Raw genomic sequence first — 20,716 nt, 5'->3', positions numbered from 1 at the left:
GTCATGCGTTCTCCTTCGGCTGCGGGGGTTCTGCCGGGCCGGTCGTGGTCGTCGTGGTGTAGGGGTTCGCCAGTTCGTCGCCGCCCGGCAGTGCGGGCAGGTTCATTGCGGCGCGGACTTCGTTCGGGGTCATGGCGCGCATGGCGACAAGCTTGCCGAAGATTTCGGCCCGGCCTGCGGCGTCGGCACGCTGCAAGTCGTCAATGACGAACTCGAAATAGAGGGTGTCGCGTTCTTCGTCCGTGAGAAGGACAGTCGCATAGGCGTCCTGCCACTTGTCGAGCCAAGGGCGAAGGCAAAGCTGCAAGAAGCTCGCGGCCATCTGTTCCGCGTTGCTCCATGTCGCCCGTTCAAGCTGATAGAGCATGTGCGGCGGGACGCCGAAGACGCGGGCAACCTCGTTGATCTGTTCAAGGCGGTTTTCGATGAACTGCGCGTCCGTGCTGGCAAGGGCCATCTGCTGGTAGCGAAACCCATTCGGCACGATGAGCGGACGCGACTGCTTGCCGCCGCTGAACGCCGCCCGGTAGTCCTTCAAGATGTTGGCGATGGTCTTCGTGCCCGCATCGGTGTCGGGAACGCTGTTCTCGCTCCAGAACATGCCGCTGGGCCGCGCGCCGTCGCTAAACAGGTTCGAAGTGTGCTTTTCGAGGGTGAGGCCGATGCCGATAGCCTCGCGGCCAAGCTTGACCGGCGAGACGCCAGCGAAGGCCGGGATATAGAGAACGTCGCGATAGGAGAGCCGGACCTGTCCGCGTTCGGTCGAGACGAGATAGAAGGGTTCGCCGTCATCCTCACAACGGCGCTGCACCTTCGACGGGTCGAGCCGATGCAATTCAAGCGGACGGTCGTCAGATGCGCGGACAACCTGCGCATAGCCAGCGCCATGAAGCAGGGCGTCAAGGGTAAGGCCTACGCGAAGCTGCCCGGCGCTCGTCCAGTCGTTTGCCCGGCTATGGGTGATCTTGTGCGCCGGGTGATCCTTGGCCGCTTCCTTGCTGTCACTGGCTTCGCGATAGAGCTTGCAAGGCAACGATCCGATAGTTTCCGAGATTAACCGGACGGCTTGAAGAACTGCCGGGACGGCCATCGCGGAATTGGCAGTAACAACAACACCGGATGCAGTCGGGACGACGCCAAAGATTTCATTGATCGCGGCATCAGCGAGGGAATACGCCTTCTGTTCAACCGGAAAGCCGAGCGCCTTCTTTGCACTTAAAACAATACCGGGAAAGTTCATGCGTCCGTCCTCAATTAACTTGAGGGCAGAATCTCACAACAGGAACGAAAAGTGAATCCCTAAATTATAAAATATTGATAGTTGGGCCACTCTAAATCAGAAAAATTGATCATTCCGCAATATTGAATCATGCGCTCTTGCTTGTAAGAATCGGCTAAACTCATCTTATGATGGCAATGGAGAGTGGAATGGCAAAAGAGCCGAAAAACCACGGAAAGCCGTGGTCGAGTGAGGACGTGAAGGACCTCAAACAACTTGCCAAAGAAAACACCCCAACTCGAGTCATGGGCCTTAAGCTAGGTCGCACGGAAGATTCGGTCCGCGCTAAAGCTCAAGATGAGAACATATCCCTCAAGCCGACAAACCAGTCACCCTACAACAGGCGGCCAAAGTAGCCCATCACGTCAACGGCACTAGGCTGCTTAGGTCTAAACCGGGATAGGCAATTGCACGCACTAGTTCCACGCGCTGCTCAAGCATCCCCTGCGGCAGGGTGCCGTAGCGCTGTGTCATCGTGCCGGAGGTATGGCCGAGCAAGAAACCGAATTGCTCATCAAGGAAGCCCGCTCGACGGAGGGCGTCAGCCGCACCATGCCGGAAGCTGTAAAGGGACAGGCCGCGGCCTTCCTTCAAGCCGATCTTCGTCAAGTAGCGCGGGAAATCGCGGCTAAAGTCGGCGATCATCTGCCCGCGCTCATTGCGCTCTGCCAGCGGGAACAGGCGTTTTTCACCGCGCTCATTCATATCAGCATGGTAGTCGAGCAAGCCAAGCTTGATCAATTCGGGATGGACCGGGACGACGCGCATAGAGCCGTCGGTCTTCACGCTCTTGTCGCCCTCCCCCTCTGTCGTGATGTGCATGATCCAATGCCCACGATCCTCGCGCACGTCATCGACGCCTAGCTGCGCAATCTCTGCCGGACGCGCGCCGGAATAGAGCATGATCAACGGAACCCAATAGCGATGGTCACGGATAAGGACGTTACCGGGCTTGCTCCAAAAGCGCGGGGCTTCGTCGCTCTGGCATCCCGTGAAGAAGGGCGACTTGAACAGGGCGTTCATGTCTTCAACCGTGAAGGGCTTCGTCGTCTTCTCCTTCGACTTTTTCAAGAACATATCGGCGGCAGGGTTTGCCGTGAGATAGCCGTGGTTCGTCAGCCAAGTGCAAAACGCGCTGAACCCCGACAGGTAGCGATTAACGGTCGTCGTGCTGATGGTCGGCTTCTTGACCGTCTCGTTGTGCTTGACGATCTGCGCAAGCTTCATGCCGTCAAATGCCTTCGTCTCGCTCGCCTTGACCGGGTATTGCATCAAGAGCGCCTTCCACTCGCGGACGGCCTTCTTATCGATCCGATGCACCGGGCATGTGCTGCCGACGTATTCAACGAACAGGCCCACGTCCCGGCGAGCTTGCGCCAGCGTGTCCGGCTTGATCTGGTTCGGGTTCTCGCGGGCGTAGTTCTCGAAAAGCTCCATGATCGTTTCGCCGGGCGCTGCGGCCTCGCGGGCGCTGCCGGTGACAGGCTTGACGATGGGATCGGACGGCCTGCCCGTGTAGTCGCCTGCATCGCGCTCGAAAGACCGCTTCAAGCCTTCGACCTCGCCGCGCATCATCAAGCGCGCGGCGTCCTTCCAATCGGGGCTGTCGCGATCAACGATAAGTCGGTTCTGGTCAACGTAGTCGTCTACCTCGTGGGCGATGAGCGCCGTCGTCCCGTTGGCTAGGTGCTTCTGCATCTCGGTGAGCTTCGCCCGGCGCGAAATGGCGTCTACCTCGTGGGCGCGCTGCTTGGCCTGAACCTCAAGCGTGGCGTCGAGGATCGCCAGCGGGTCGGCGCTGCTTATCTCGCCGCGCTCTGCCCGCGAGAACATGGCGCGGGTCGCCTCGTCAACGTCGGCCTGCGTCGGTGCGGTGCGCCGGGCTGCCTCGTCACGTTCAAGGGTCGCTTCGTAGTGCTGCCACGTCGCATGGGCCTTGTCGTCGGCAGTCATCGTGCGACGGCTGCGGAGGTCATCAAACTGCCGGGTCCAGTTTTCGACCACGGGCCACATGAGGCGCTTCGCCTCGTTTTCCTCTTTCGTGCCGAGCGCTTTGACAAGCTCCTTCCTGCCGACGATCTCGACAAGATCGGTCGGAACCTTGATGCGGGCATAGTAGCTTGCGCCGCGACGGAGAAGGTAACTGATACGCGCCATTTCGGTCCTCGTGTAGCATCCCGGCGTTACAGTCCGGTGTTACAACTTTGATCGAAATAGGTCAATAATAACAATAAAATAAACAGAAACAAGGCGCTAGAAAAAGTTGGATTACTGTCCAGGTTCCCCAGCCAACTTCCTCCTAAATCATTGAAATCATTAAAGTGTCTCGCGCCACCTCAGGCGGGATGAAGCATTTTGCTACAAACCGCTACGCGAGCGAAGCGACGTGGCAGCTCCTTTCAATGTTGTCCGGCGCGGACGTATGTTTCATTTCCGCAGAGTCGTGCCCGCCAATTTGCGCGACAGGCTGAAAAGACGCGAGTTCGTGCGCATGTTGGGAGCCTGCTCCCGAGGACAGCGCGGCTGCGAGTGGACAAACTATATCGGCTCACCGAAAAACTTTTCGAGAGAGCCCGCGCAAATCCCGTGCTTACCAAATCGGCCACCTCGCACAGGAATTCTACAACCATATTCTGGCGAGGGAGCACGCTAGCCCCCCTCTTCCGGCGCGTATCTGACAGAGGATGGGCATGCCGCACGCGCCAAATTCTGGGCCGACGTAGCCGAACAAACGCGGAAAACCCTTGGCGGTAATACGCTCGATACCGGGCTTTGGGCATCCCATTCCGCCGCCCGGATAGCCGGTTTGTCCTGGCCCTCGCTTGACGAGGAAGAACGCTATCAGTGCAAGGAAGCGGTTCCGCCAGACCTTGACCGAGGCACGCCCGGTGGCGCGAAGACGGAGAAGCCGGACTGCCGACGCGAACGCTTCACCGCCAGCCGGCCCCATCGGGGAGAGGGCTGGCCAGCCACAATGCGGTCTTTGCATCAAAAGCCGCAAGCACGGAGATTGGAGTTGGTTTCGACCAATTCCTCGCCCTCATGCCGTGGGCTCATGAAGCTGACGGTCGCGCCGAACTTCAGCAGAGAGCAGCAGGCTCGGCAGGGAGTTCAGTCAGGCTGGAAGGTTCGGATGGCGCGCGCCAGTTCCGCATTCTCCACCTTGTCGGCCGCCTCCTCAGGATCAAACCAGCCGCGGATGCGCTGCTTGCGTTCGGGCCAATGCGTTAGCGTGCCGCGCACCCGTAGCGCGAACAGGGTCACATGGTAATGTTGCAGCACGCCCTCCGCCGTCTCCCTGACATAGCGATAGCCTGCCAGAGGGTATGTGAGGATATCGCCGATCACGCCGGCTTCATCGAAAGCCTCCATCGCCGCCGAAAGATAGGACGGCTTATCCTTCATCGGCCATCCCGTCGGAACGATCCAGCGGCCGCGCCCCCGGGAGGTCACGAGCAGCACGCGCACGCGGCCACGCTGATCCCTCCGCCACGGGACGGCTCCATATCGCTGCAACAGGACTTCGTCGGCCCGCTCCTTCAGAACATCCCTCATAGCCTTTCCCCCTCGACACCGAACCGGTGAACGGATGGGACATTCCGCTGCATGAGCGCCGGATCGATCTGGGCAACGGCCAGACGTTTGCACCACGGGCAGCGGCGAGCCGCGCGCGGCAGAGAACGATTGCAGGATATGCAGAATTGCAACGGGAGGGGATGTCTCACGGTTACGCTCCATTTGCGCGATGCAAGCGCATCGCTGAAATGAACCGCAATGATAATATTCCCGGAGCTGGCTACGTGCGGCGATCGAAAAATGGAAGGGCGCCGCTCCGGGACGAAGCACGTGCTTCGCCGGCAAGCCTGGTCATCCTGATGAACGTTTCCATGCACATGACCTGGACATAGGGTCTCTCGCGGCCCTATTCAAGGGGAGGACATTTCCCGTTTTTTCTTTTTTTTCAGTGCTTTGACTTTCCGCTTTCCATGGCCGATAGTACCGGCATGAACGCGCTTTTCACCCGCCATAGCTCCAGGTTACGTCTGATCACGAGCTCCTGACCCTGGTCGGCCCTCCTCCTGGTTAGAGGCCGCCCAGGGAGAGCGTTCATTCGCCTTATCCGAACATGTCCCGCCGCTCGGCTCCGCCGCACCCTCTTTCGGGCGTGCGAACGCGCTTGCGGGATTTGGGCCGCATCGCATCAGCCAACTGTTGGAGATCGCATTGGGCAAGCACGCCTTGCTTCTCGCCATGGACCTATCGCTCATCCACCGTGCACGCCTCGAGCCGCTCGTCCGCGATGCGACGAGGGGCACGGCCTTGCCTGACCGCATTCGTAGCCTTGTTCACTCCCGCGGGGGCGCTCTCGGGCTCACCGGCCGGTCTCGCGGAGACGCGCCAGGCCATGTCGCCGGGTTGCCGCGCCTCTGAGCGCTGGCAACCCGAACGGACCGCCTCACCCGACGATGGAACAATGCAAGGAAACGACATGCCCTTATGGACGGAACTGGCACGGATCTGCAACGCAGCCGGCGACGAGATTCTCTTACGCAGGAAGGGTGACATCCACGAGATCCGCTTCAACGGATTGGAGCTGATGTCCAACATCAATCACCGGTCGGAAACGGTCCTCGCCGAGCGGAGCCTCCGGCTTCTCGGCCGTCCGGTCCGGCGCGTGCTGATTGGCGGGCTCGGCATGGGTTTCACGCTGCGCGCGACGCTCGACTGGATCGACGAGAATGCCGAGGTGACCGTCTGCGAGTTGGTCCCGGAAATCGTCGACTGGAACCGGGATCATATCGGCCATCTGGCCGGCCATCCGCTGCGCGATCGACGGGTGGATCTTCGCGTGGTCGACATACAGCACTTTCTGAAGCGGCAGGACAAAGGCTACGATGTCATTCTGATGGACACCGACAACGGCCCCGATTTCACGGTGCGGGAGACGAATGACGCGATTTACAGCGACGATGGCCTGAAATCCGTCCATCGCATTCTCTCCCCCGGCGGCATCGCAGCTTTCTGGTCGGCAACCGTTTCGGCGGATTTCGAAGAAAGGCTTTGCGCCCTGCCCTGGCGCTGGCGACGTGACGACGTGTGCCTGATCGGCGGACGTGCCGACGCCTTCCATCATATCTATTTCGCAGGAAACAGCCTGCCTTGTCCTGACTTTCCGCCCCAAACGGCACCGCTGCCGGCCACGCCATATCCGATCCCGGAGCCTTCATAGCTGCGGGTATCGCAGCCGAGCAGGCGCTTCCGCGCAAACCACGTGCGTTGAAGCGCTTGCCGCTGCCTCCAAGCGCCCGCCGCATTGCCCCTCATTCAGAGAAGCCTCTGCCTTAGCAAAGCCTCAAGCCAGTCGGCAAAAACCTGCAGCCGGCGTGAAAGGTGCTGGCGGTGCGGATAGAGAAGCGTCACCGGCATCGGCTCCGCGCGATATGAAGGCAGCACCTCGACGAGCTCGCCGACGCTGAGATGGTCGCGAACGTCATAGGCGGGAATCTGGATCAGACCGAGACCAGCCACGCAGCAGGCGATATAGGCTTCGGCGCTGTTGACCGCGACGCGGCTGCGCATCGGCCGGGTCTTGATTACCCCGTCCTCGACCCATTCCCAGGCCTCGATGCGACCACTCGATGGCGAGGCGTAGTTGATCGCCAGATGATCGCGAAGGTCTTCCGGCGCTTCAGGCATGCCATGGTGCAGGAGATAGGCGGGGCTTGCGACATTGATCAGCGGGAGATCGCCAATCTGACGCGCGATCAGGCCTGAATCGGCGAGCGGCCCCACGCGCAGCACACAATCGACGCTGTCCTCCACCAGATTCACCGCGCGGTCCGTGACGCCGAGATCGATGTCGATCTCGGGATAGGTGTCGAGAAATTCAGGAAGTGCCGGTGCGATGACAAGCCGGCCGATACGGCCCGGAACATCGATCCGGAGCCGGCCCGAAGGCGCGGCGGTTTGGCGGAATACGTTTTCGGCTTCCTCCACATCCGCGATCAGCCGCCGGCAGCGCTCGTAAAAGGCCAGGCCGTCCTGCGTCGGCGAGACCACCCTTGTCGTCCGGTGCAGGAGCCTGGCCCCGACACGGCCTTCCAGCTCCTGCACCGCTGCCGATACGGACGAGCGCGGCATGCCGAGCATATCGGCGGCGCGCGTGAAGTTCGAACATTCGACGACACGGACGAAGATGCGGAACAGGTCGATGCGGTCCAAGCAAGGCGCCTCTATTGTACAGGAATGACGACAGGTGATTTCAGAATAACCGGCTTTATAGCATAATTGTAGACGATATCGTGCGCCCTCGAAAGCGATCGCATGACGCGGCCGCACGAAGCACGGAGGCTCGCGCCATGACCGACCATAGTATCAAGGGTAAAACCGTTCTCATCGCGGGAGGCGCGAAGAACCTCGGCGCGCTGATCGCCCGCGATCTCGCTGCCCATGGGGCAAAAGCGATCGCTATCCACTACAACAGCGCCGCCACCAGGGCCGATGCGGAGGCGACCGTCGCCGCCATCGAGGCAGCGGGCGCGGACGCGGTCGCCTTTCAGGCCGATCTCACCACGGCCGGCGCGATGGAAAAGCTCTTCGCCGACACTGTCACCGCGATTGGCAAGCCGGATATCGCGATCAACACCGTCGGAAAGGTGCTGAAGAAGCCGATGATCGAGATCTCCGAAGCCGAATACGACGAGATGAGCGCGGTCAACGCCAAATCGGCCTTCTTCTTCATCAAGGAGGCCGGCAAGCACCTCAACGACAACGGCAAGATCTGCACGCTCGTCACCTCGCTGCTGGGGGCGTTCACACCCTTCTACGCCGCCTATGCGGGGACCAAGGCGCCGGTCGAGCATTTCACCCGCGCGGCCTCCAAGGAGTTCGGCGAGCGTGGCATCTCGGTGACGGCGATCGGCCCCGGCCCGATGGACACGTCGTTCTTCTATCCGGCCGAGGGCGCCGATGCGGTTGCCTACCACAAGACGGCAGCCGCGCTCTCGAAGTTCTCCAAAACGGGCCTCACCGATATCGAGGACATCGTCCCCTATATCCGGTTCATGGTCTCGGAGGGCTGGTGGATGACCGGTCAGACGATCCTCGTCAACGGCGGCTACACGACCAAGTAACGGCATTGGACGACCTGGCGGCGACCATGGCGGCCAGGGACTACCCCGCTCCTTCGCGCGGCCCGCGTGAAGGAGCGCGGTTCCGACTCAAACGACGAGTGCCGCGTCGTGCCAGAGACGGAAACCACCCTCGAAGGCGAGGACGTTGTCACCGCGCCGGGCACCGGGCGGCATTTCGTCCAGTTTTTCGACATTGCCGCCGCCGATGACGACATCGTCGGGCTCCATTGCAGCCCGCAGCCGTTCCACGACATCGAAGACGGACTTTCGCCATTTCTTCCTGCCGCGTTTTTCAAGCCCCGCTTCCCCGACATAGGCTTCGAAGCTCTTGCCTTTCCTATAGGGCAGATGGGCCAACTCCATGGGCTGCGCGACATGGTCGACGATCATGGCCGCCCCCAGCCCGGTGCCGAGGCCGAGAAACAACATGCGCCCGCCCTCATAGGAGCCGATCGCCTGCATCAGCGCGTCATTGACGATCTTGACCGGCTTGCCGAAGGCGCCGGCAAAGTCGAACCCTACCCAGCCCGGACCGAGATTGCGTGGGTCGAGCACGATCCGGTTGTGGACGACAGGCCCCGGATATCCCATGGCGACGACATCGAAGCGCAAATCCTGGGCGAGCACTTTCAGTTGCGCCATCATCCGGGCAGGTCCCATGCCCGCACCCGAAGTAAACTTGCGCTCCTCGCCGCCCGAACTGGTGCGGATCTTGACATGGGAGCCACCGATATCGACGGCGAGAACGATCTTCTGCTCGTCGCTTGCCGGCTGATTTGCCTCGGTGCATGCATCCATCGCCTCGCCCTCCGTCACGTTCCCGGATCGACCCAGCCGCCGGGCGGGCAGAAGCCCGCCATGGCTTCCTCCGGTCCCCACGTTCCCGGCTGGTAGACGGCGGGCGGCGACGGATCATCGAGCACCGGGGCAACGATGCGCCAGGCAATCTCCGAGGCATCCTGCCGGGTGAACAATTGTCGATTGCCGTTCATCGCATCGCCGATCAGCCGCTCATAGGGCTCCATTTCGTTCCTGGTATCCGTGTCGAGGGCGCTCAGTTCCACTTTTTCACCCACCATCGCATCACCGGACGCCTTGCGGCGTGCACCGATACCGATGGCTACATCGGGGCTGATGCGAAAACGCAGATAATTCGCCTCGTCACGCGCGACGGCATCGAACACGGCAATTGGCGGCTGCTTGAAACGCACCAGAACCTCCGTCGCATGCACCGGCAGGTTCTTGCCGGCGCGGATATAGAAAGGCACGCCCTGCCAGCGCCAGGTATCGATCATGAAGCGCACGGCGGCAAAGGTCTCGCGCGGCGAAGCCGCCGCGACGCCCGGCTCCTGCAGATATCCATCGACCTGTCCGCGCACGACATCGTTTGCCGTCAGCGTGCGCACTGCCTTCAGGACCTGCACCTTCTCGTCGATCAGATCGTCTGCATTGTTGCCGGCCGGAGGCTCCATGGCCAGAAGCAGAATGATGTTGAGGAGATGGTTCTCGATGACATCCCGGATGCAGCCGACCTCGTCATAAAACCGGCCGCGGCCTTCCACACCGAAATTCTCGGCCATGGTGACCTGCACGCTATCGACGAAATTGCGGTTCCATACCGGTTCGAGAAAGGCATTGGCGAAGCGGAAATAGAGCAGATTCTGGATCGCTTCCTTGCCGAGATAGTGATCGATGCGGAAGATCGACGCCTCGTCGAAGACGATGTGCAGGACCCGATTGAGCCAGCGTGCCGATTGCAGATCGCGGCCAAAGGGCTTTTCCACCATCACCCTGGCGCCGGCGGCGCCGCCGGACTGTTCCAGCCCTTGCACCACCGGTTCGAACATGGATGGCGGTATCGCAAGATAATAGAGCGGTGACTTGTCGCTCGACAGCGCTTCCCTCAACCGGGTGAAGGTTGCCGGGCCGCGGTAGTCCCCGCTGACATAGTGGAGGAGATCGGCAAGTTTGCGGAACGCATCCTCGTCAACCTTGCCGTTGGCTGCCTCGATGCCGTCGCGCGCGCGTTCTGCCAGCTTCGCGCGATCCCAATCCTCCAGCGCCACGCCGATGACCGGTTCGGTCAGAACACCGCGCTTCACCATGGAGTAGAGTGCGGGAAGAATCTTCTTGTGGGCCAGATCGCCGGTTGCCCCGAACAGCACCAGAACGTCGGATCGGTGGCTGCTCATTCGTTCTCTCCCCCGGTCGGGGACTTCGGCTTTTCGACGTGCCCGCCGAAAGCGAAGCGCATGGCCGAAAGAAGCTTGTCGGCATATTCGGCTTCCCCGCGCGAGGAGAAGCGGTCGAACAGGGCCGTCGACAGAACGGGGGCCGGAACGCCGGTATCGATCGCGGCCTTCAACGTCCAGCGGCCTTCGCCGGAATCGGACACCCGCCCGCTGAATTTTAAAAGCTCAGGGTCGGCCTTAAGGGCGCCGGCGGTGAGGTCGAGCAACCAGGAACCGATGACGGAGCCGTGGCGCCACACCTCGGCGACCTCAGCCAGGTCGATGTCGAAGCGGTAATAATGCGGTTCGTCCAGCGGCGTCGTCTCGGCGTCCGCATCGCGGCTCTGCGCGCCGGCATTGGCCGCCTTGAGAATGTTCATCCCCTCGGCATAGGCTGCCATGATGCCGTATTCGATGCCGTTGTGGACCATCTTTACGAAATGGCCGGCGCCGCTCGGACCGCAATGCAGGTAACCATAGGGCGTGGTGCCCGCCGCACCGTCCGGCGCGTTGCCGGCGCCAGCACCGGGCGCCAGGGTGGCGAAGATCGGATCGAGGCGCTTCACCGCCTCGTCCGGGCCGCCGATCATCAGGCAATAGCCGCGGTCCAGCCCCCAGACCCCGCCGCTGGTGCCGACATCCAGGTAATTCAGGCCCTTCTTCGAGAACAGCGCGGCCTGATCGACCGCATCTCGATAATTGGAATTGCCGCCGTCGACGATGGAATCGCCCGCCTCCATGAAGTCGGCGGCCGCGCCGGCGACCTTGCGCGTGATTGCGGCCGGCAGCATCAGCCAGACGACGCGGGGTTTCTGCAGCTTGCCGACGAGATCCTCGATAGAAGCCGCGCCGACGGCGCCATCCCGGGCGAGATCGGCGACGCTTGCCGGATTGATGTCATGGACGACACATTCATGCCCGGCCTTCATCAGGCGCCGCGCCATACTGGCGCCCATGCGCCCGAGGCCAATCATTCCGATCTGCATATCTTACTCCCGTGCTGGTGACGTTGAAGAGGATTGCAAAACGGCAACGGCGTAGTTCGCATTCTCCCAATGGCCTGCGTCGCGCCAGAAAAACGTGAAGACAAGGCTAGCACCAGGATCGGCATCGGCAATGGGCAAATCGACGATATGGATGCCGAACGCCTTCTCCTGTGTCTCGCTCTCATGAACGGTCGCCCAGCCGTCGAGGCTCCAACGCACCATGGCGGCCGCCAGAACCTCGATGCGCAGGAGCTTGCCGGCGGGCAGGGAGGCGGTCTTCTGGTTGAAGCGCCATGATCGGTACGGCGATATGGTCTTGCTCCTGACATAGCGCTCGATCCCCTGTGGCGGGAGGTCGAAGACGGCGCCGTCCTTCAGCGAGCGCAACAGCTTGATGTGCTCGGAATGCGCCCAGACCAGCGGCATGGCACTGCCGGAGGCGCGGCCGTGCAACAATTCGAGATTCGGCAAGTCCTCGCCGTCCCAGACCTGCTCCGGGATCAGCCCGCCTGCATTGGCCGATCCCTCCAGCGCGCCGAGCAGACGCTCCGCCTCCTCGCGCCGCCCGGCGGCCAGTTCGTAATGCGCCCGTTCACCGGCAAGCAGCGGCCATGGTCGGCCGGTCCCCCAGCCATCGAAGGGCGCGCCGTCGTCATGCTCACCGTAACCATCGTCATTGTAGCGATACCAGAGCGGGCCTTGCGGCAGGTCGCAGCGCAGCAAGGCATCGATTACCGTGACCGTATCGCGGATGCGCGGATCGTCAGCCGCCCGCAGACCGAAACGTACCAGCGCCAGCGCATCGGGGCTGACGAGTTGGCGCACCAGCAGGCTGGAGGCCTCCGGCGGCCGGTTCTTGATGGGCACGAAGCCGTCCTTCGGCGAGGCGGCGTCGGCGGTATCCGGCGCGCCGATGCGGACATAATAGCCGGCCACGCCATGCTCCACCGCGAGAGGTGTGTTCTCGACATAGGTCCAGCGCTCGATCTGTTCATTCCAGCAATCGGCGGTCTCCCGCAGGTAGGCGGCGGCGTCCGCCTTGCCGGCAAGCGTGAGCAGGTCGGCGGCCGCCAGCAAGGCGGCGATCTCGACCGCCAGCGTGAAGGGGCTATAGCCGGCATCCTCCTCCCACCGGTCCTCGCCGGTCACCGGGCCGTTGCGAGCCACATAGGACGCGGCCTTCTCGATCATCGGCATGAAGCGCTGGAATCTCTCTTCCGGCAGATGGCCCGCACGATGCAGGGCGTCAGCGAGCAGAATGGGAAAGGCGCATTCGTCCATCTGCAGGCCCGGCCAATAGGCGGCGCCGTCCAGCCAGGCATTTTGCGGCCAGTGCCCGTCGTCCTGCTGGATGGTCTCCAGATAACCGAGGATCCGCAACGCCTCTTCCGCGTCGCCGGCGGCGAGAAAGCCACCGGCCGTCTCGACGAGGTCGCGCGGCCAGACGAGGTGATAGCCGCCGAGATCGTCATCCCCCTTGGCGGATCCCCAGGGAATCGAGAGGCTGGCCACCGCGGCTCCCGGAGGCTGCGACGAACGATGCGTAGCCAGAACCGCCGTCGATACGCGATAGGGATCGAGGGCGGTGGATGGCCCGGCGCGGTCGAGCGGCACAAGCTTGGCCTGCCATTCCCGCCACTCGGAAAGATAAACCTTTGCCGCCGTGTCGAACCCCTGCGACAGGCTGGCAATGGCGTGCTCCGCCGCTTCGTCGGGCGTATCGCCGAAGCCAAGCGCCAGGACGGCCGTGCGGGCGTCTTCGGAAAAGCCGATTTCGGCAGTGAGCGCGACATTTCCGTCTTCGGCGCACCGGAAATCGGAATCGAGGCGACCGGATGCGCGGAGCTGCTGCCAGCCATCCGAGACGCCGACATAGCCGGCGGAGCGGGCGCCCCAGGGCAGCGAGCAGGCAAGAGCAAGGCTCGTGCCGCGCCCGGTCGCGAACAGCATCGACACGCCGCCATATTCACCGATCCAGGCGGTATTGCCCATGCCGGCATTCACCAGATGCGGCGCCAGCAGGCCGTAGGCGCGATAATCTGCAATCTTGCCCTTGAGCGGGGTAAAGGTGATCTCCTGGAGGAGGCAGGGCCGCGCCGGGTCGCTCAGGATGAGTTTCTCGATACACCAGGCATCGTCCAGAGCCTTGTTGGCGAGCCGATAGGCGGGCACGCCTTTCTCCATGGCCTCGATGTCATGGCTGGCATCACGCTTTTCTTCCCAGAAGCCGCCGTCTGCCCCGGTTACAACCAGCCCGAAATCGCGCGTGCAGGCATTGTCGGGCCTCGGATAATAGATCTCGTTCAGGATGCCGTGGCTGATGGTGAACCAGAGCGGGCTGCGGAACGAGAGCGCGGTTCCGACACCGCTCTTGGCGCTTGATGTCCAGCGCGCCGCTATCCCCGGCCGCCCAGGTGCGAGTGACCCGTCCACCATCTTTCACCTCATCGCCCTTTTCGGACAAGGTTGAAACATGACCTACCCGGCGGCCTTGCGCCAGACCATGCGAAGCGCCCGGCGACGGTATTTTCGATGCCGGCATTGCGCAATCCTCGGCGGCAGGACAGATTCGGCCCGTCCGTCCCCATTTCAAGGATTCCTGCAACGTGCTGCGCAATCTCGATTTCACTTCCTGGCACAGCCTTCTCGTCACGCTGATCGGCCTGGCGCTGTTCACGCTCATCAGCATCGGCATCCGCCTTGTCATGATGGTGACGATCCAGCAGCGGCGGGAGCGCGCGAACCGGCAGATCAACGAGCGCCTGCGCACCCTGATCGCGGCCTACAAGACGCTCGGCGGCTCCTTCACCGGCAATCTCGCGGTCGATCCCACCCATTTGCGCGACCTGCGCCAGAGGGCGGAGCCGCAGGCAACGGTCGAAGGCGACGTCGATCTTTCTGCCAGCTCCGAGCGCAGCCGCCGCATCCGGGACGATGTGGAGGCGGCGCTTTCCGACATCATGCTGCTCGGCACCGAGGAGCAGGTCCGGCTCGCGGAAAAGGCGGTGCGGGAGCTGGTCGCCGGCCGGCCGGTGCACACCCATGATCTCGTCGTCTCCCTTCGCGCCTTCATTCGCGGCGCCCTCGATCTCGATCCGGTTCCCGCGGACCTTGCCATCCCGAGGCAAGGCCCGGCCCGCCCGTCTGGCGGCAGCAGCCGGGGCAAGGCGGAGCGCGGCAAGGAAGGCGCGCGCAGCGGCGGTGGCGGTGGCGGCGGCGGCATGGGTATGGGAGGTGGAGGCGGCATGGGCGGCGGCCTTGGAATGGGCGGGCACCCGGCGGACGACGAGCCGGCGCACAGGCCCTGATACTCGTCAATAGCGTGCCTGCCCCGCCAACCGGCGCTTTCAATTTGCTGCGGACTTTTCAACCAGCGCTCTTGTCAGTGCCCGTTGCCGCTGGCACGTTCAGCGCGTCTGATTCACATTCCGGGAAAAGGGAAGCCCATGGCGCACAAGTTTGAAATCTACAAGGACAAGGCCGGCGAATTCCGCGTTCGCTTCAAGTACAACAGCGAGATCATGTTCTCGACGGAAGGCTATTCCAGCAAGGCCAGCGCGCAGAACGCCATCGATTCGATCAAGAAGAACGGCCCCGATGCGCCGGTCGAGGACAACACTCAGGCCTGATCCGCCGCATTTCCCGAAAGCCCGCCTCCGGCGGGCTTTCTTCTTTCAGAAGGTCGGCGGGGTGCAGGCGCTGATGACCTCGCAGGGCACCGGGCCGACGCAGCGGAAGCGGTGCGGACGGCGGCTTTCGAAATAGTAGGCATCGCCCGGGCCGAGGATGCGGCGCTCGTCGTCGACGGTCACTTCGAGGCGACCGGACAGCACGATGCCGCCCTCCTCCCCCTCATGCACCAATGGCACCTTTCCGGTATCGGCGCCGGACTGGTAGCACTCCTTCAATATCTGCAGGCTGCGGCCGAAGAGGTTGTCGCCGATCTGGCGGTAGGAAATGCCGCCCTTGCCGATCTCCGTCAGCTCGTCCGCCCGGTAGAACGCCTTTCGCGGGCGATCTGGCTCGAAGGCGAAGAATTCCGCAAGGCCGATCGGGATGCCGTCGAGGATGCGCTTGAGGGCGCCGACCGATGGGTTCGAGGCATTCGATTCGATCAGCGAGATCGTCGAATTGGTGACGCCGGCGCGCTTGGCGAGCTCCCGCTGGGAGAGATTGTGGGCCATGCGCAGATGGCGCAGCCTGCCTCCGATATCGACCGACATGGCACTTCCTGTTTCAGATGTTCGAAATAGCGAAAACCGATGCTCCTCCATCTTTTAATTTCAAGCGCTTGACGTCAACCAGAAAAGGACTTGTTCGGCATGGCAAATCATGGCGTCAATCCCTCAGCCAGAGCATTTCCGCTTTCTCGCGAAAACGCTCTACCCTTTTCGTTTTTCGCAATTCCGGACGCAGAACCGCTACGCACTTTTGCTGGAATTGCTTTGGGAGGAGATCTGCCATGAACGTTCACAACAAACCCAACGCACCGGTGCTCGACAGCTACTGGATGCCGTTTACCGCCAATCGCCAGTTCAAGGCCGCGCCGCGCCTGCTCGCGAGCGCCGAGGGCATGTATTACACCAGCACCGACGGCCGCACGGTCCTCGACGGCACCGCGGGCCTGTGGTGCTGCAACGCCGGCCATGGCCGCCGGCAGATCGCCGCCGCCGTCGAGCGCCAGTTGACGCAAATGGATTTCGCGCCGTCCTTCCAGATGGGCCATCCGATCGCCTTCGACTTCGCCGAGCGGCTCGCAGAAATCGCGCCCGGCCCCGAGGGCGCCAAGCTCGACCGCGTGTTCTACACGGGCTCCGGCTCCGAATCGGTCGACACGGCCCTGAAGATCGCCATCGCCTACCAGCGCGCCATCGGCCAGGGCACGCGCACGCGCCTCATCGGCCGCGAGCGCGGCTATCACGGCGTCGGCTTCGGCGGCATCTCGGTCGGCGGCATCGTCAACAATCGCCGCGTCTTCCCGCAGCTTGCCGGCTCGGATCACCTGCGCCACACGCATGACCTCTCCAAGAACGCCTATGTGAAGGGCCAGCCGGAGCATGGCGCGGAACTGGCTGACGATCTCGAACGGCTCGTCGCCCTGCACGGCGCGGAAACCATCGCCGCCTGCATCGTCGAGCCCGTCGCCGGCTCCACGGGCGTCCTCATCCCGCCGAAGGGCTATCTCGAAAAGCTGCGCGCGATCTGCGACAGGCACGGCATCCTCTTGATCTTCGACGAGGTTATCACCGGCTTCGGCCGCCTGGGCGCCGCCTTCGCCACCGACTATTTCGGCGTGACGCCGGACCTCGTGACGACCGCCAAGGGCCTTACCAACGGCGCGATCCCGATGGGCGCGGTCTTCGCCAGCCGCAAGGTGCACGACGCGCTGATGCATGGGCCGGAAAACGCCATCGAGCTTTTCCACGGCTACACCTATTCCGGCCATCCGGCGGCCTGCGCGGCGGGCATCGCGACGCTCGACATCTACCGCGACGAGGGCCTCTTCACCCGCGGTGCCGAGCTGCAGGACGCGTGGCATGCGGCGATGCATTCGCTGAAGGGCCTGCCGCACGTCATCGACATCCGCACCATCGGCCTCATCGCCGGCATCGAGCTGGCACCTCGCGACGGCGCACCAGGCGCGCGCGCCTATGACGTCTTCGTCGACTGCTTCGAGAAGGGCCTGCTGATCCGCGTCACCGGCGACATCATCGCCTTCTCGCCGCCGCTGATCGCCGAGAAGAAGCATTTCGAAGACATCGTCTCGATCCTCGGCGATGCCCTCAAGCGGGCAGCCTGAGCTTTAATCCGCGGAAAACGCTGTTATAACTGGCCCGTATCCATACGGGCCAGTTTCATGTCAGCAGCCGCCAAGACCGAACCGAAGATCATCTTCCGGATCCAGCTCGAGCCGGAAGGGCGCATCGGCCGCGGCAAGATCGAGCTTCTCTCGCACATAAGGGAAACGGGCTCGATCTCGGCGGGCGGGCGGGCGATGGACATGTCCTATCGCCGGGCCTGGCTGCTGGTCGACGAGATGAACCGGCTGTTCCGCCAGCCGGTGGTGGAATCGCAACGCGGCGGCAAGCAGGGCGGCGGCGCGGTGCTGACGCCCTTCGGCGAGGCGCTGATCGCGCATTACCATGCCATGGAGGAAAAGGCGCGCTTGGCACTTGCCGAGGAGATCGGCTGGCTGGTCGCGAACCTTGCGGACTGATCCTATTCCAGCGCCACCGTCTTGATGACGGCGTGCACCGGCAGGCCGGGCGCAAGGCCGAGCCGTTCGACGGAGAACGTCGTGATGCGGGCGCGGACGTGATCGCCGCCGCAGGCGATGCGCAGGCTCGCCATGCCCTCGCCGTCCGGCTCGATGGTCTCCACCGTGCCTTCGAGAATGTTGAGCGCGGAGAGGCCCTCCGGCCGCACCGTCGCCACCATGACGTCGCGCGCCGGGATGCGCAGGCGCACCGCCTCGCCGGGCGAAACGGCAGCGCCGGGCACAAGGATCGCCGCACCGCCGTCGAGGCGGATGGTGGCAAGGCCATGCGCCGCATCGCGCGCCTCGACATGTCCGGACAGCACGCTGCCCGCCTCGCGGCGGTCGGCGGCGGAGGCAAGGCGGGGGCCGCCGAGCACGTCGGAGGCCGGCCCGACCGCCTCGACACGGCCGCCCGTCATCAGCACGACCCGGTCGGCAAGCCGCGCGACCTCGGCGACGGAATGGCTGACATAGACGATGGGAATGCCTGCCTCGTCGCGCAGGCGCTCCAGATAGGGCAGGATCTCCGCCTTGCGCTCCTCGTCGAGCGCGGCGAGCGGCTCGTCCATCAGCAGGAGGCGCGGGGAAGCGAGCAGCGCGCGGCCGATGGCGACGCGCTGCTTCTCGCCACCTGAAAGGTTGGCCGGCTGGCGGTCGAGGAGGTCGCCGATGCCGAGCAGGCCGACGACACGATCCGGGCTTTCCGGGCGCGTGCCCTTCGGCGAGAACCAGCGGCCGTAATTGAGGTTCTGCCGGACGGTCAGGTGCGGGAAGAGCCGCGCCTCTTGGAAGACATAGCCGAAGCGGCGGCGATGGGGCGGCACGAAGACGCCGCGCGCCGTATCGACCAGCACGTCGTCGTCGAGGCGCACGACGCCTTCCGCCGGGCGCGTCAGGCCGGCGATGATGCGGATGAGCGAGGTCTTGCCCGAGCCGGAACGGCCGAAGAGCGCCGTGACCCCGCCATCGGAGGTGAAGGCGGCGTCGAGGGCGAAGGTGCCGAGCCGGTGGCGTGCTTCGACGACGAGGCTCATTCGAGGTTTACCTTGCGGCCGAGGCGCTGGGCGAGGATTTCAGAAGCGAGTAGCGCGACCATGGAAATGGCGATGGCGACGACGGTGAGGCGCATGGCGCCGGCATCGCCGCCCGGCACCTGGGTGAAGGTGTAGATGGCGGCCGAGAGCGTCTGTGTCTCGCCGGGAATGTTGGATACGAAGGTGATGGTCGCGCCGAACTCGCCCATGGCCTTTGCGAAGGCGAGGATCATGCCGGCGATGACGCCGGGCAGGATGAGCGGCAGGGTCACCGTGAGGAAGACCCAGGCGGGGCTGGCGCCGAGCGTGCCGGCCGCCTCCTCCAGCTTGCGGTCGACCGCTTCGATGGAAAGGCGGATGGAGCGCACCATGAGCGGAAAGCCCATGACGCCGCAGGCAAGCGCCGCACCGGTCCAGCGGAAGGAGAGCACGATGCCGAACCATTCGGCGAGCACCGAGCCGATGGGCCCGCGCCGGCCGAACAGGATGAGCAGGATGAAGCCGGTGACGACCGGCGGCAGGATCAGCGGCAGATGGACGACGCCGTTCAGAAGCGACTTGCCCCAGAAACGGCCGCGCGCCAGCGCCAGCGCGACGAGAATGCCGAGCGGCAGGCTGACCAGGACCGCGACGGTCGAGACCCTGATGCTCAGCCGGATCGCCGTCCATTCCTCGGCACTCAAGGCAAACCAGTCCACGCCGTCTCCTATTGCCGTCCGGGTAGTGTGCCCTCATCCGGCCTGCCGGCCACCTTCTCCCCGCTTGCGGGGAGAGGGTTAGGGTGAGGGGCATCTTCACGGGAAAACTTTTCCCCGTCGAATACAACTGCCCCGGACATGGCATCCGGGGCTTTCCTGAGACTCGTCCTATTTCAGGATGGTGAAGCCCTGCTCGGTGAAGAAGGGGGCGGCCTTGTCGGACTTCAGGAAATCGAGATAGGCGCCGGCGGCCGGGCTCTGCGATTCCGAGAGGATGGCGACCGGATAGATGATCGGCGGATGGCTGTCTTCCGGGAAGGTGCCGACGACAGCGACGCCCGGATCGGCGGCGGCATCCGTCTCGTAGACGATGCCGTAGGGCGCTTCGCCGCGCGAGACGAGCGCGAGCGCGGCGCGCACGCTTTCCGCGCCCGCCACCTTGCCTTCGACGGAGGACCAGACGCCGAGCTTTTCGAGCGCCGCCTTGCCGTATTTGCCGGCCGGCACGCTGTCCACCGCGCCCATGGCGAGCTTGCCGTCGCCGACGAGGCCGGCGAGGTCGAAGCCTTCCTTGATCTCGACGGTCGAGGCATTGTCCTTCGGCGCGACGAGCACGATACGGTTGCCGAGAAGGTTGGAACGGGTGTCGTCCTTGATAAGCTTCTTCTCGGCGACGTAGTCCATCCAGGCAAGGTCTGCCGAGATGAAGAGATCGGCGGGCGCGGCCGCCTCGATCTGCTTGGCGAGCGCCGAGCTTGCGGCATAGGAGACGGCCGTCTCGTTGCCGGTTTCCTTCTGCCAGGCGGCATTGGCGGCATCGAGCGCGTTCTTGAGGCTGGCGGCGGCGAAGACGGTGACCTTCTCCGCGGCGGCGGCCGGCAGGGCGAGCGGCATGGCCGCGAAGGCGGCGACGACCAGTTTCAGAAGCAGACGACGGTTCATTCCTGTTCTCCCTTTTCCTGCCCTTGCGGCAACGTCATATCCCCTTGGATATATCGATGTTTCCGGCTTGGCCAGCGCTATATTTTCAAAAATACAGTGAAATAACCTATGGCAAAACGGCCGGAATGACCGGCCGATCGCAGGGTATCGATAA

Annotated in this window: 19 protein-coding genes; 7 read left to right on the top strand and 12 right to left on the bottom strand. The window is 63.5% G+C overall.

The window, feature by feature from the left end; all coding sequences use genetic code 11:
- Nucleotide 1: 1 nt before the first annotated feature.
- Nucleotides 2-1,240, bottom strand: a complete 1,239-nt coding sequence (locus DSD28_RS00355) for a phage portal protein (protein WP_119254371.1) — start codon at nucleotides 1,238-1,240, stop codon at nucleotides 2-4.
- Between the two features lie 399 nt (nucleotides 1,241-1,639).
- Entirely contained in the window at nucleotides 1,640-3,436 is a 1,797-nt protein-coding gene (locus DSD28_RS00345) for a site-specific integrase (RefSeq protein ID WP_119254369.1), read from the bottom strand.
- A 229-nt stretch (nucleotides 3,437-3,665) separates the two neighbouring features.
- Between DSD28_RS00345 and DSD28_RS26455 the strand changes: the two genes are divergently transcribed.
- A complete protein-coding gene (locus DSD28_RS26455; RefSeq protein ID WP_432430826.1) occupies nucleotides 3,666-3,932 on the top strand; it encodes a DUF6538 domain-containing protein in 267 nt (88 codons plus the stop codon).
- Nucleotides 3,933-4,390: 458 nt separating this feature from the next.
- On the opposite strand, the gene DSD28_RS00340 is transcribed toward DSD28_RS26455, so the two are convergent.
- On the bottom strand, nucleotides 4,391-4,834 hold the full coding sequence (locus DSD28_RS00340; protein WP_162911158.1) for an NUDIX hydrolase: 444 nt from the start codon (nucleotides 4,832-4,834) through the stop codon (nucleotides 4,391-4,393).
- Nucleotides 4,835-5,768: 934 nt separating this feature from the next.
- Here DSD28_RS00340 and DSD28_RS00330 point away from each other — a divergent pair.
- A complete protein-coding gene (locus tag DSD28_RS00330; RefSeq protein WP_119254366.1) occupies nucleotides 5,769-6,509 on the top strand; it encodes a hypothetical protein in 741 nt (246 codons plus the stop codon).
- A gap of 95 nt (nucleotides 6,510-6,604) precedes the next feature.
- Here the strand turns inward: DSD28_RS00330 and DSD28_RS00325 are convergent, their stop codons facing one another.
- Entirely contained in the window at nucleotides 6,605-7,501 is an 897-nt protein-coding gene (locus DSD28_RS00325) for a LysR family transcriptional regulator (RefSeq protein WP_119254365.1), read from the bottom strand.
- Nucleotides 7,502-7,638: 137 nt separating this feature from the next.
- Between DSD28_RS00325 and DSD28_RS00320 the strand changes: the two genes are divergently transcribed.
- Nucleotides 7,639-8,412, top strand: coding sequence for an SDR family oxidoreductase (locus DSD28_RS00320; RefSeq protein ID WP_119254364.1), 774 nt, complete (start codon nucleotides 7,639-7,641; stop codon nucleotides 8,410-8,412).
- Between the two features lie 87 nt (nucleotides 8,413-8,499).
- Here DSD28_RS00320 and DSD28_RS00315 read toward each other — a convergent pair whose 3' ends face one another.
- The 4 genes from DSD28_RS00315 to DSD28_RS00300 are packed head-to-tail and all read right to left on the bottom strand — an operon-like array spanning nucleotide 8,500 to nucleotide 14,065.
- A complete protein-coding gene (locus DSD28_RS00315) occupies nucleotides 8,500-9,210 on the bottom strand; it encodes an ROK family protein (RefSeq protein WP_119254363.1) in 711 nt (236 codons plus the stop codon).
- Between the two features lie 14 nt (nucleotides 9,211-9,224).
- A complete protein-coding gene (gene zwf, locus DSD28_RS00310) occupies nucleotides 9,225-10,604 on the bottom strand; it encodes a glucose-6-phosphate dehydrogenase (RefSeq protein WP_119254362.1) in 1,380 nt (459 codons plus the stop codon).
- Nucleotides 10,601-11,629 carry a phosphogluconate dehydrogenase (NAD(+)-dependent, decarboxylating) gene (gene gnd / locus DSD28_RS00305; protein WP_119254361.1) on the bottom strand — a complete coding sequence of 343 codons (1,029 nt, stop codon included), beginning with the start codon at nucleotides 11,627-11,629 and terminating at the stop codon, nucleotides 10,601-10,603. The genes zwf and gnd overlap by 4 nt, the downstream gene beginning before the upstream one ends.
- A 3-nt stretch (nucleotides 11,630-11,632) precedes the next feature.
- Nucleotides 11,633-14,065, bottom strand: coding sequence for a glucan 1,4-alpha-glucosidase (locus DSD28_RS00300; RefSeq protein WP_119254360.1), 2,433 nt, complete (start codon nucleotides 14,063-14,065; stop codon nucleotides 11,633-11,635).
- Nucleotides 14,066-14,235: 170 nt separating this feature from the next.
- Between DSD28_RS00300 and DSD28_RS00295 the strand changes: the two genes are divergently transcribed.
- Nucleotides 14,236-14,937 (top strand): hypothetical protein, encoded by a 702-nt coding sequence (locus DSD28_RS00295; RefSeq protein ID WP_119254359.1) that lies wholly within the window; start codon nucleotides 14,236-14,238, stop codon nucleotides 14,935-14,937.
- 138 nt (nucleotides 14,938-15,075) lie between these two features.
- Nucleotides 15,076-15,258 (top strand): YegP family protein, encoded by a 183-nt coding sequence (locus DSD28_RS00290; RefSeq protein WP_119254358.1) that lies wholly within the window; start codon nucleotides 15,076-15,078, stop codon nucleotides 15,256-15,258.
- Between the two features lie 45 nt (nucleotides 15,259-15,303).
- On the opposite strand, the gene DSD28_RS00285 is transcribed toward DSD28_RS00290, so the two are convergent.
- Complete coding sequence (locus DSD28_RS00285; RefSeq protein WP_119254357.1) at nucleotides 15,304-15,852, bottom strand: cupin domain-containing protein; 549 nt, start codon at nucleotides 15,850-15,852, stop codon at nucleotides 15,304-15,306.
- A gap of 239 nt (nucleotides 15,853-16,091) precedes the next feature.
- Between DSD28_RS00285 and DSD28_RS00280 the strand changes: the two genes are divergently transcribed.
- Nucleotides 16,092-17,429, top strand: coding sequence for an aspartate aminotransferase family protein (locus tag DSD28_RS00280; protein WP_119254356.1), 1,338 nt, complete (start codon nucleotides 16,092-16,094; stop codon nucleotides 17,427-17,429).
- A 57-nt stretch (nucleotides 17,430-17,486) separates the two neighbouring features.
- Nucleotides 17,487-17,846 carry a winged helix-turn-helix domain-containing protein gene (locus DSD28_RS00275; protein WP_119254355.1) on the top strand — a complete coding sequence of 120 codons (360 nt, stop codon included), beginning with the start codon at nucleotides 17,487-17,489 and terminating at the stop codon, nucleotides 17,844-17,846.
- A 2-nt stretch (nucleotides 17,847-17,848) separates the two neighbouring features.
- Here the strand turns inward: DSD28_RS00275 and modC are convergent, their stop codons facing one another.
- The 3 genes from modC to modA form a co-directional block, all read right to left on the bottom strand.
- A complete protein-coding gene (modC, locus tag DSD28_RS00270) occupies nucleotides 17,849-18,922 on the bottom strand; it encodes a molybdenum ABC transporter ATP-binding protein (protein ID WP_119254354.1) in 1,074 nt (357 codons plus the stop codon).
- Complete coding sequence (gene modB / locus DSD28_RS00265; RefSeq protein ID WP_119254353.1) at nucleotides 18,919-19,620, bottom strand: molybdate ABC transporter permease subunit; 702 nt, start codon at nucleotides 19,618-19,620, stop codon at nucleotides 18,919-18,921. The genes modC and modB overlap by 4 nt, the downstream gene beginning before the upstream one ends.
- 168 nt (nucleotides 19,621-19,788) lie before the next feature.
- Entirely contained in the window at nucleotides 19,789-20,562 is a 774-nt protein-coding gene (modA, locus tag DSD28_RS00260; protein WP_119254352.1) for a molybdate ABC transporter substrate-binding protein, read from the bottom strand.
- Nucleotides 20,563-20,716: the final 154 nt, after the last annotated feature.

Origin of the sequence: Shinella zoogloeoides, from assembly GCF_003574625.1 — a bacterium.
GTDB lineage: Bacteria > Pseudomonadota > Alphaproteobacteria > Rhizobiales > Rhizobiaceae > Shinella > Shinella zoogloeoides_A.
The sequence above is the reverse complement of the archived record's forward strand: the minus strand, read 5'-3'. Positions and strand labels throughout refer to the sequence as shown.

Bases quoted from the DNA above. Each gene is read 5' to 3' on its own strand.
- DSD28_RS00275 (WP_119254355.1), top strand. From the start codon at position 17,487: ATGTCAGCAGCCGCCAAGACCGAACCGAAGATCATCTTCCGGATCCAG.
- DSD28_RS00280 (WP_119254356.1), top strand. From the start codon at position 16,092: ATGAACGTTCACAACAAACCCAACGCACCGGTGCTCGACAGCTACTGG.
- zwf (WP_119254362.1), bottom strand. From the start codon at position 10,604: ATGAGCAGCCACCGATCCGACGTTCTGGTGCTGTTCGGGGCAACCGGC.
- DSD28_RS00300 (WP_119254360.1), bottom strand. From the start codon at position 14,065: ATGGTGGACGGGTCACTCGCACCTGGGCGGCCGGGGATAGCGGCGCGC.
- DSD28_RS00285 (WP_119254357.1), bottom strand. From the start codon at position 15,852: ATGTCGGTCGATATCGGAGGCAGGCTGCGCCATCTGCGCATGGCCCAC.
- DSD28_RS00355 (WP_119254371.1), bottom strand. From the start codon at position 1,240: ATGAACTTTCCCGGTATTGTTTTAAGTGCAAAGAAGGCGCTCGGCTTT.
- gnd (WP_119254361.1), bottom strand. From the start codon at position 11,629: ATGCAGATCGGAATGATTGGCCTCGGGCGCATGGGCGCCAGTATGGCG.
- DSD28_RS00315 (WP_119254363.1), bottom strand. From the start codon at position 9,210: ATGGATGCATGCACCGAGGCAAATCAGCCGGCAAGCGACGAGCAGAAG.
- DSD28_RS00340 (WP_162911158.1), bottom strand. From the start codon at position 4,834: ATGAGGGATGTTCTGAAGGAGCGGGCCGACGAAGTCCTGTTGCAGCGA.
- DSD28_RS00290 (WP_119254358.1), top strand. From the start codon at position 15,076: ATGGCGCACAAGTTTGAAATCTACAAGGACAAGGCCGGCGAATTCCGC.
- DSD28_RS00320 (WP_119254364.1), top strand. From the start codon at position 7,639: ATGACCGACCATAGTATCAAGGGTAAAACCGTTCTCATCGCGGGAGGC.
- DSD28_RS00345 (WP_119254369.1), bottom strand. From the start codon at position 3,436: ATGGCGCGTATCAGTTACCTTCTCCGTCGCGGCGCAAGCTACTATGCC.
- modA (WP_119254352.1), bottom strand. From the start codon at position 20,562: ATGAACCGTCGTCTGCTTCTGAAACTGGTCGTCGCCGCCTTCGCGGCC.
- modC (WP_119254354.1), bottom strand. From the start codon at position 18,922: ATGAGCCTCGTCGTCGAAGCACGCCACCGGCTCGGCACCTTCGCCCTC.
- DSD28_RS00330 (WP_119254366.1), top strand. From the start codon at position 5,769: ATGCCCTTATGGACGGAACTGGCACGGATCTGCAACGCAGCCGGCGAC.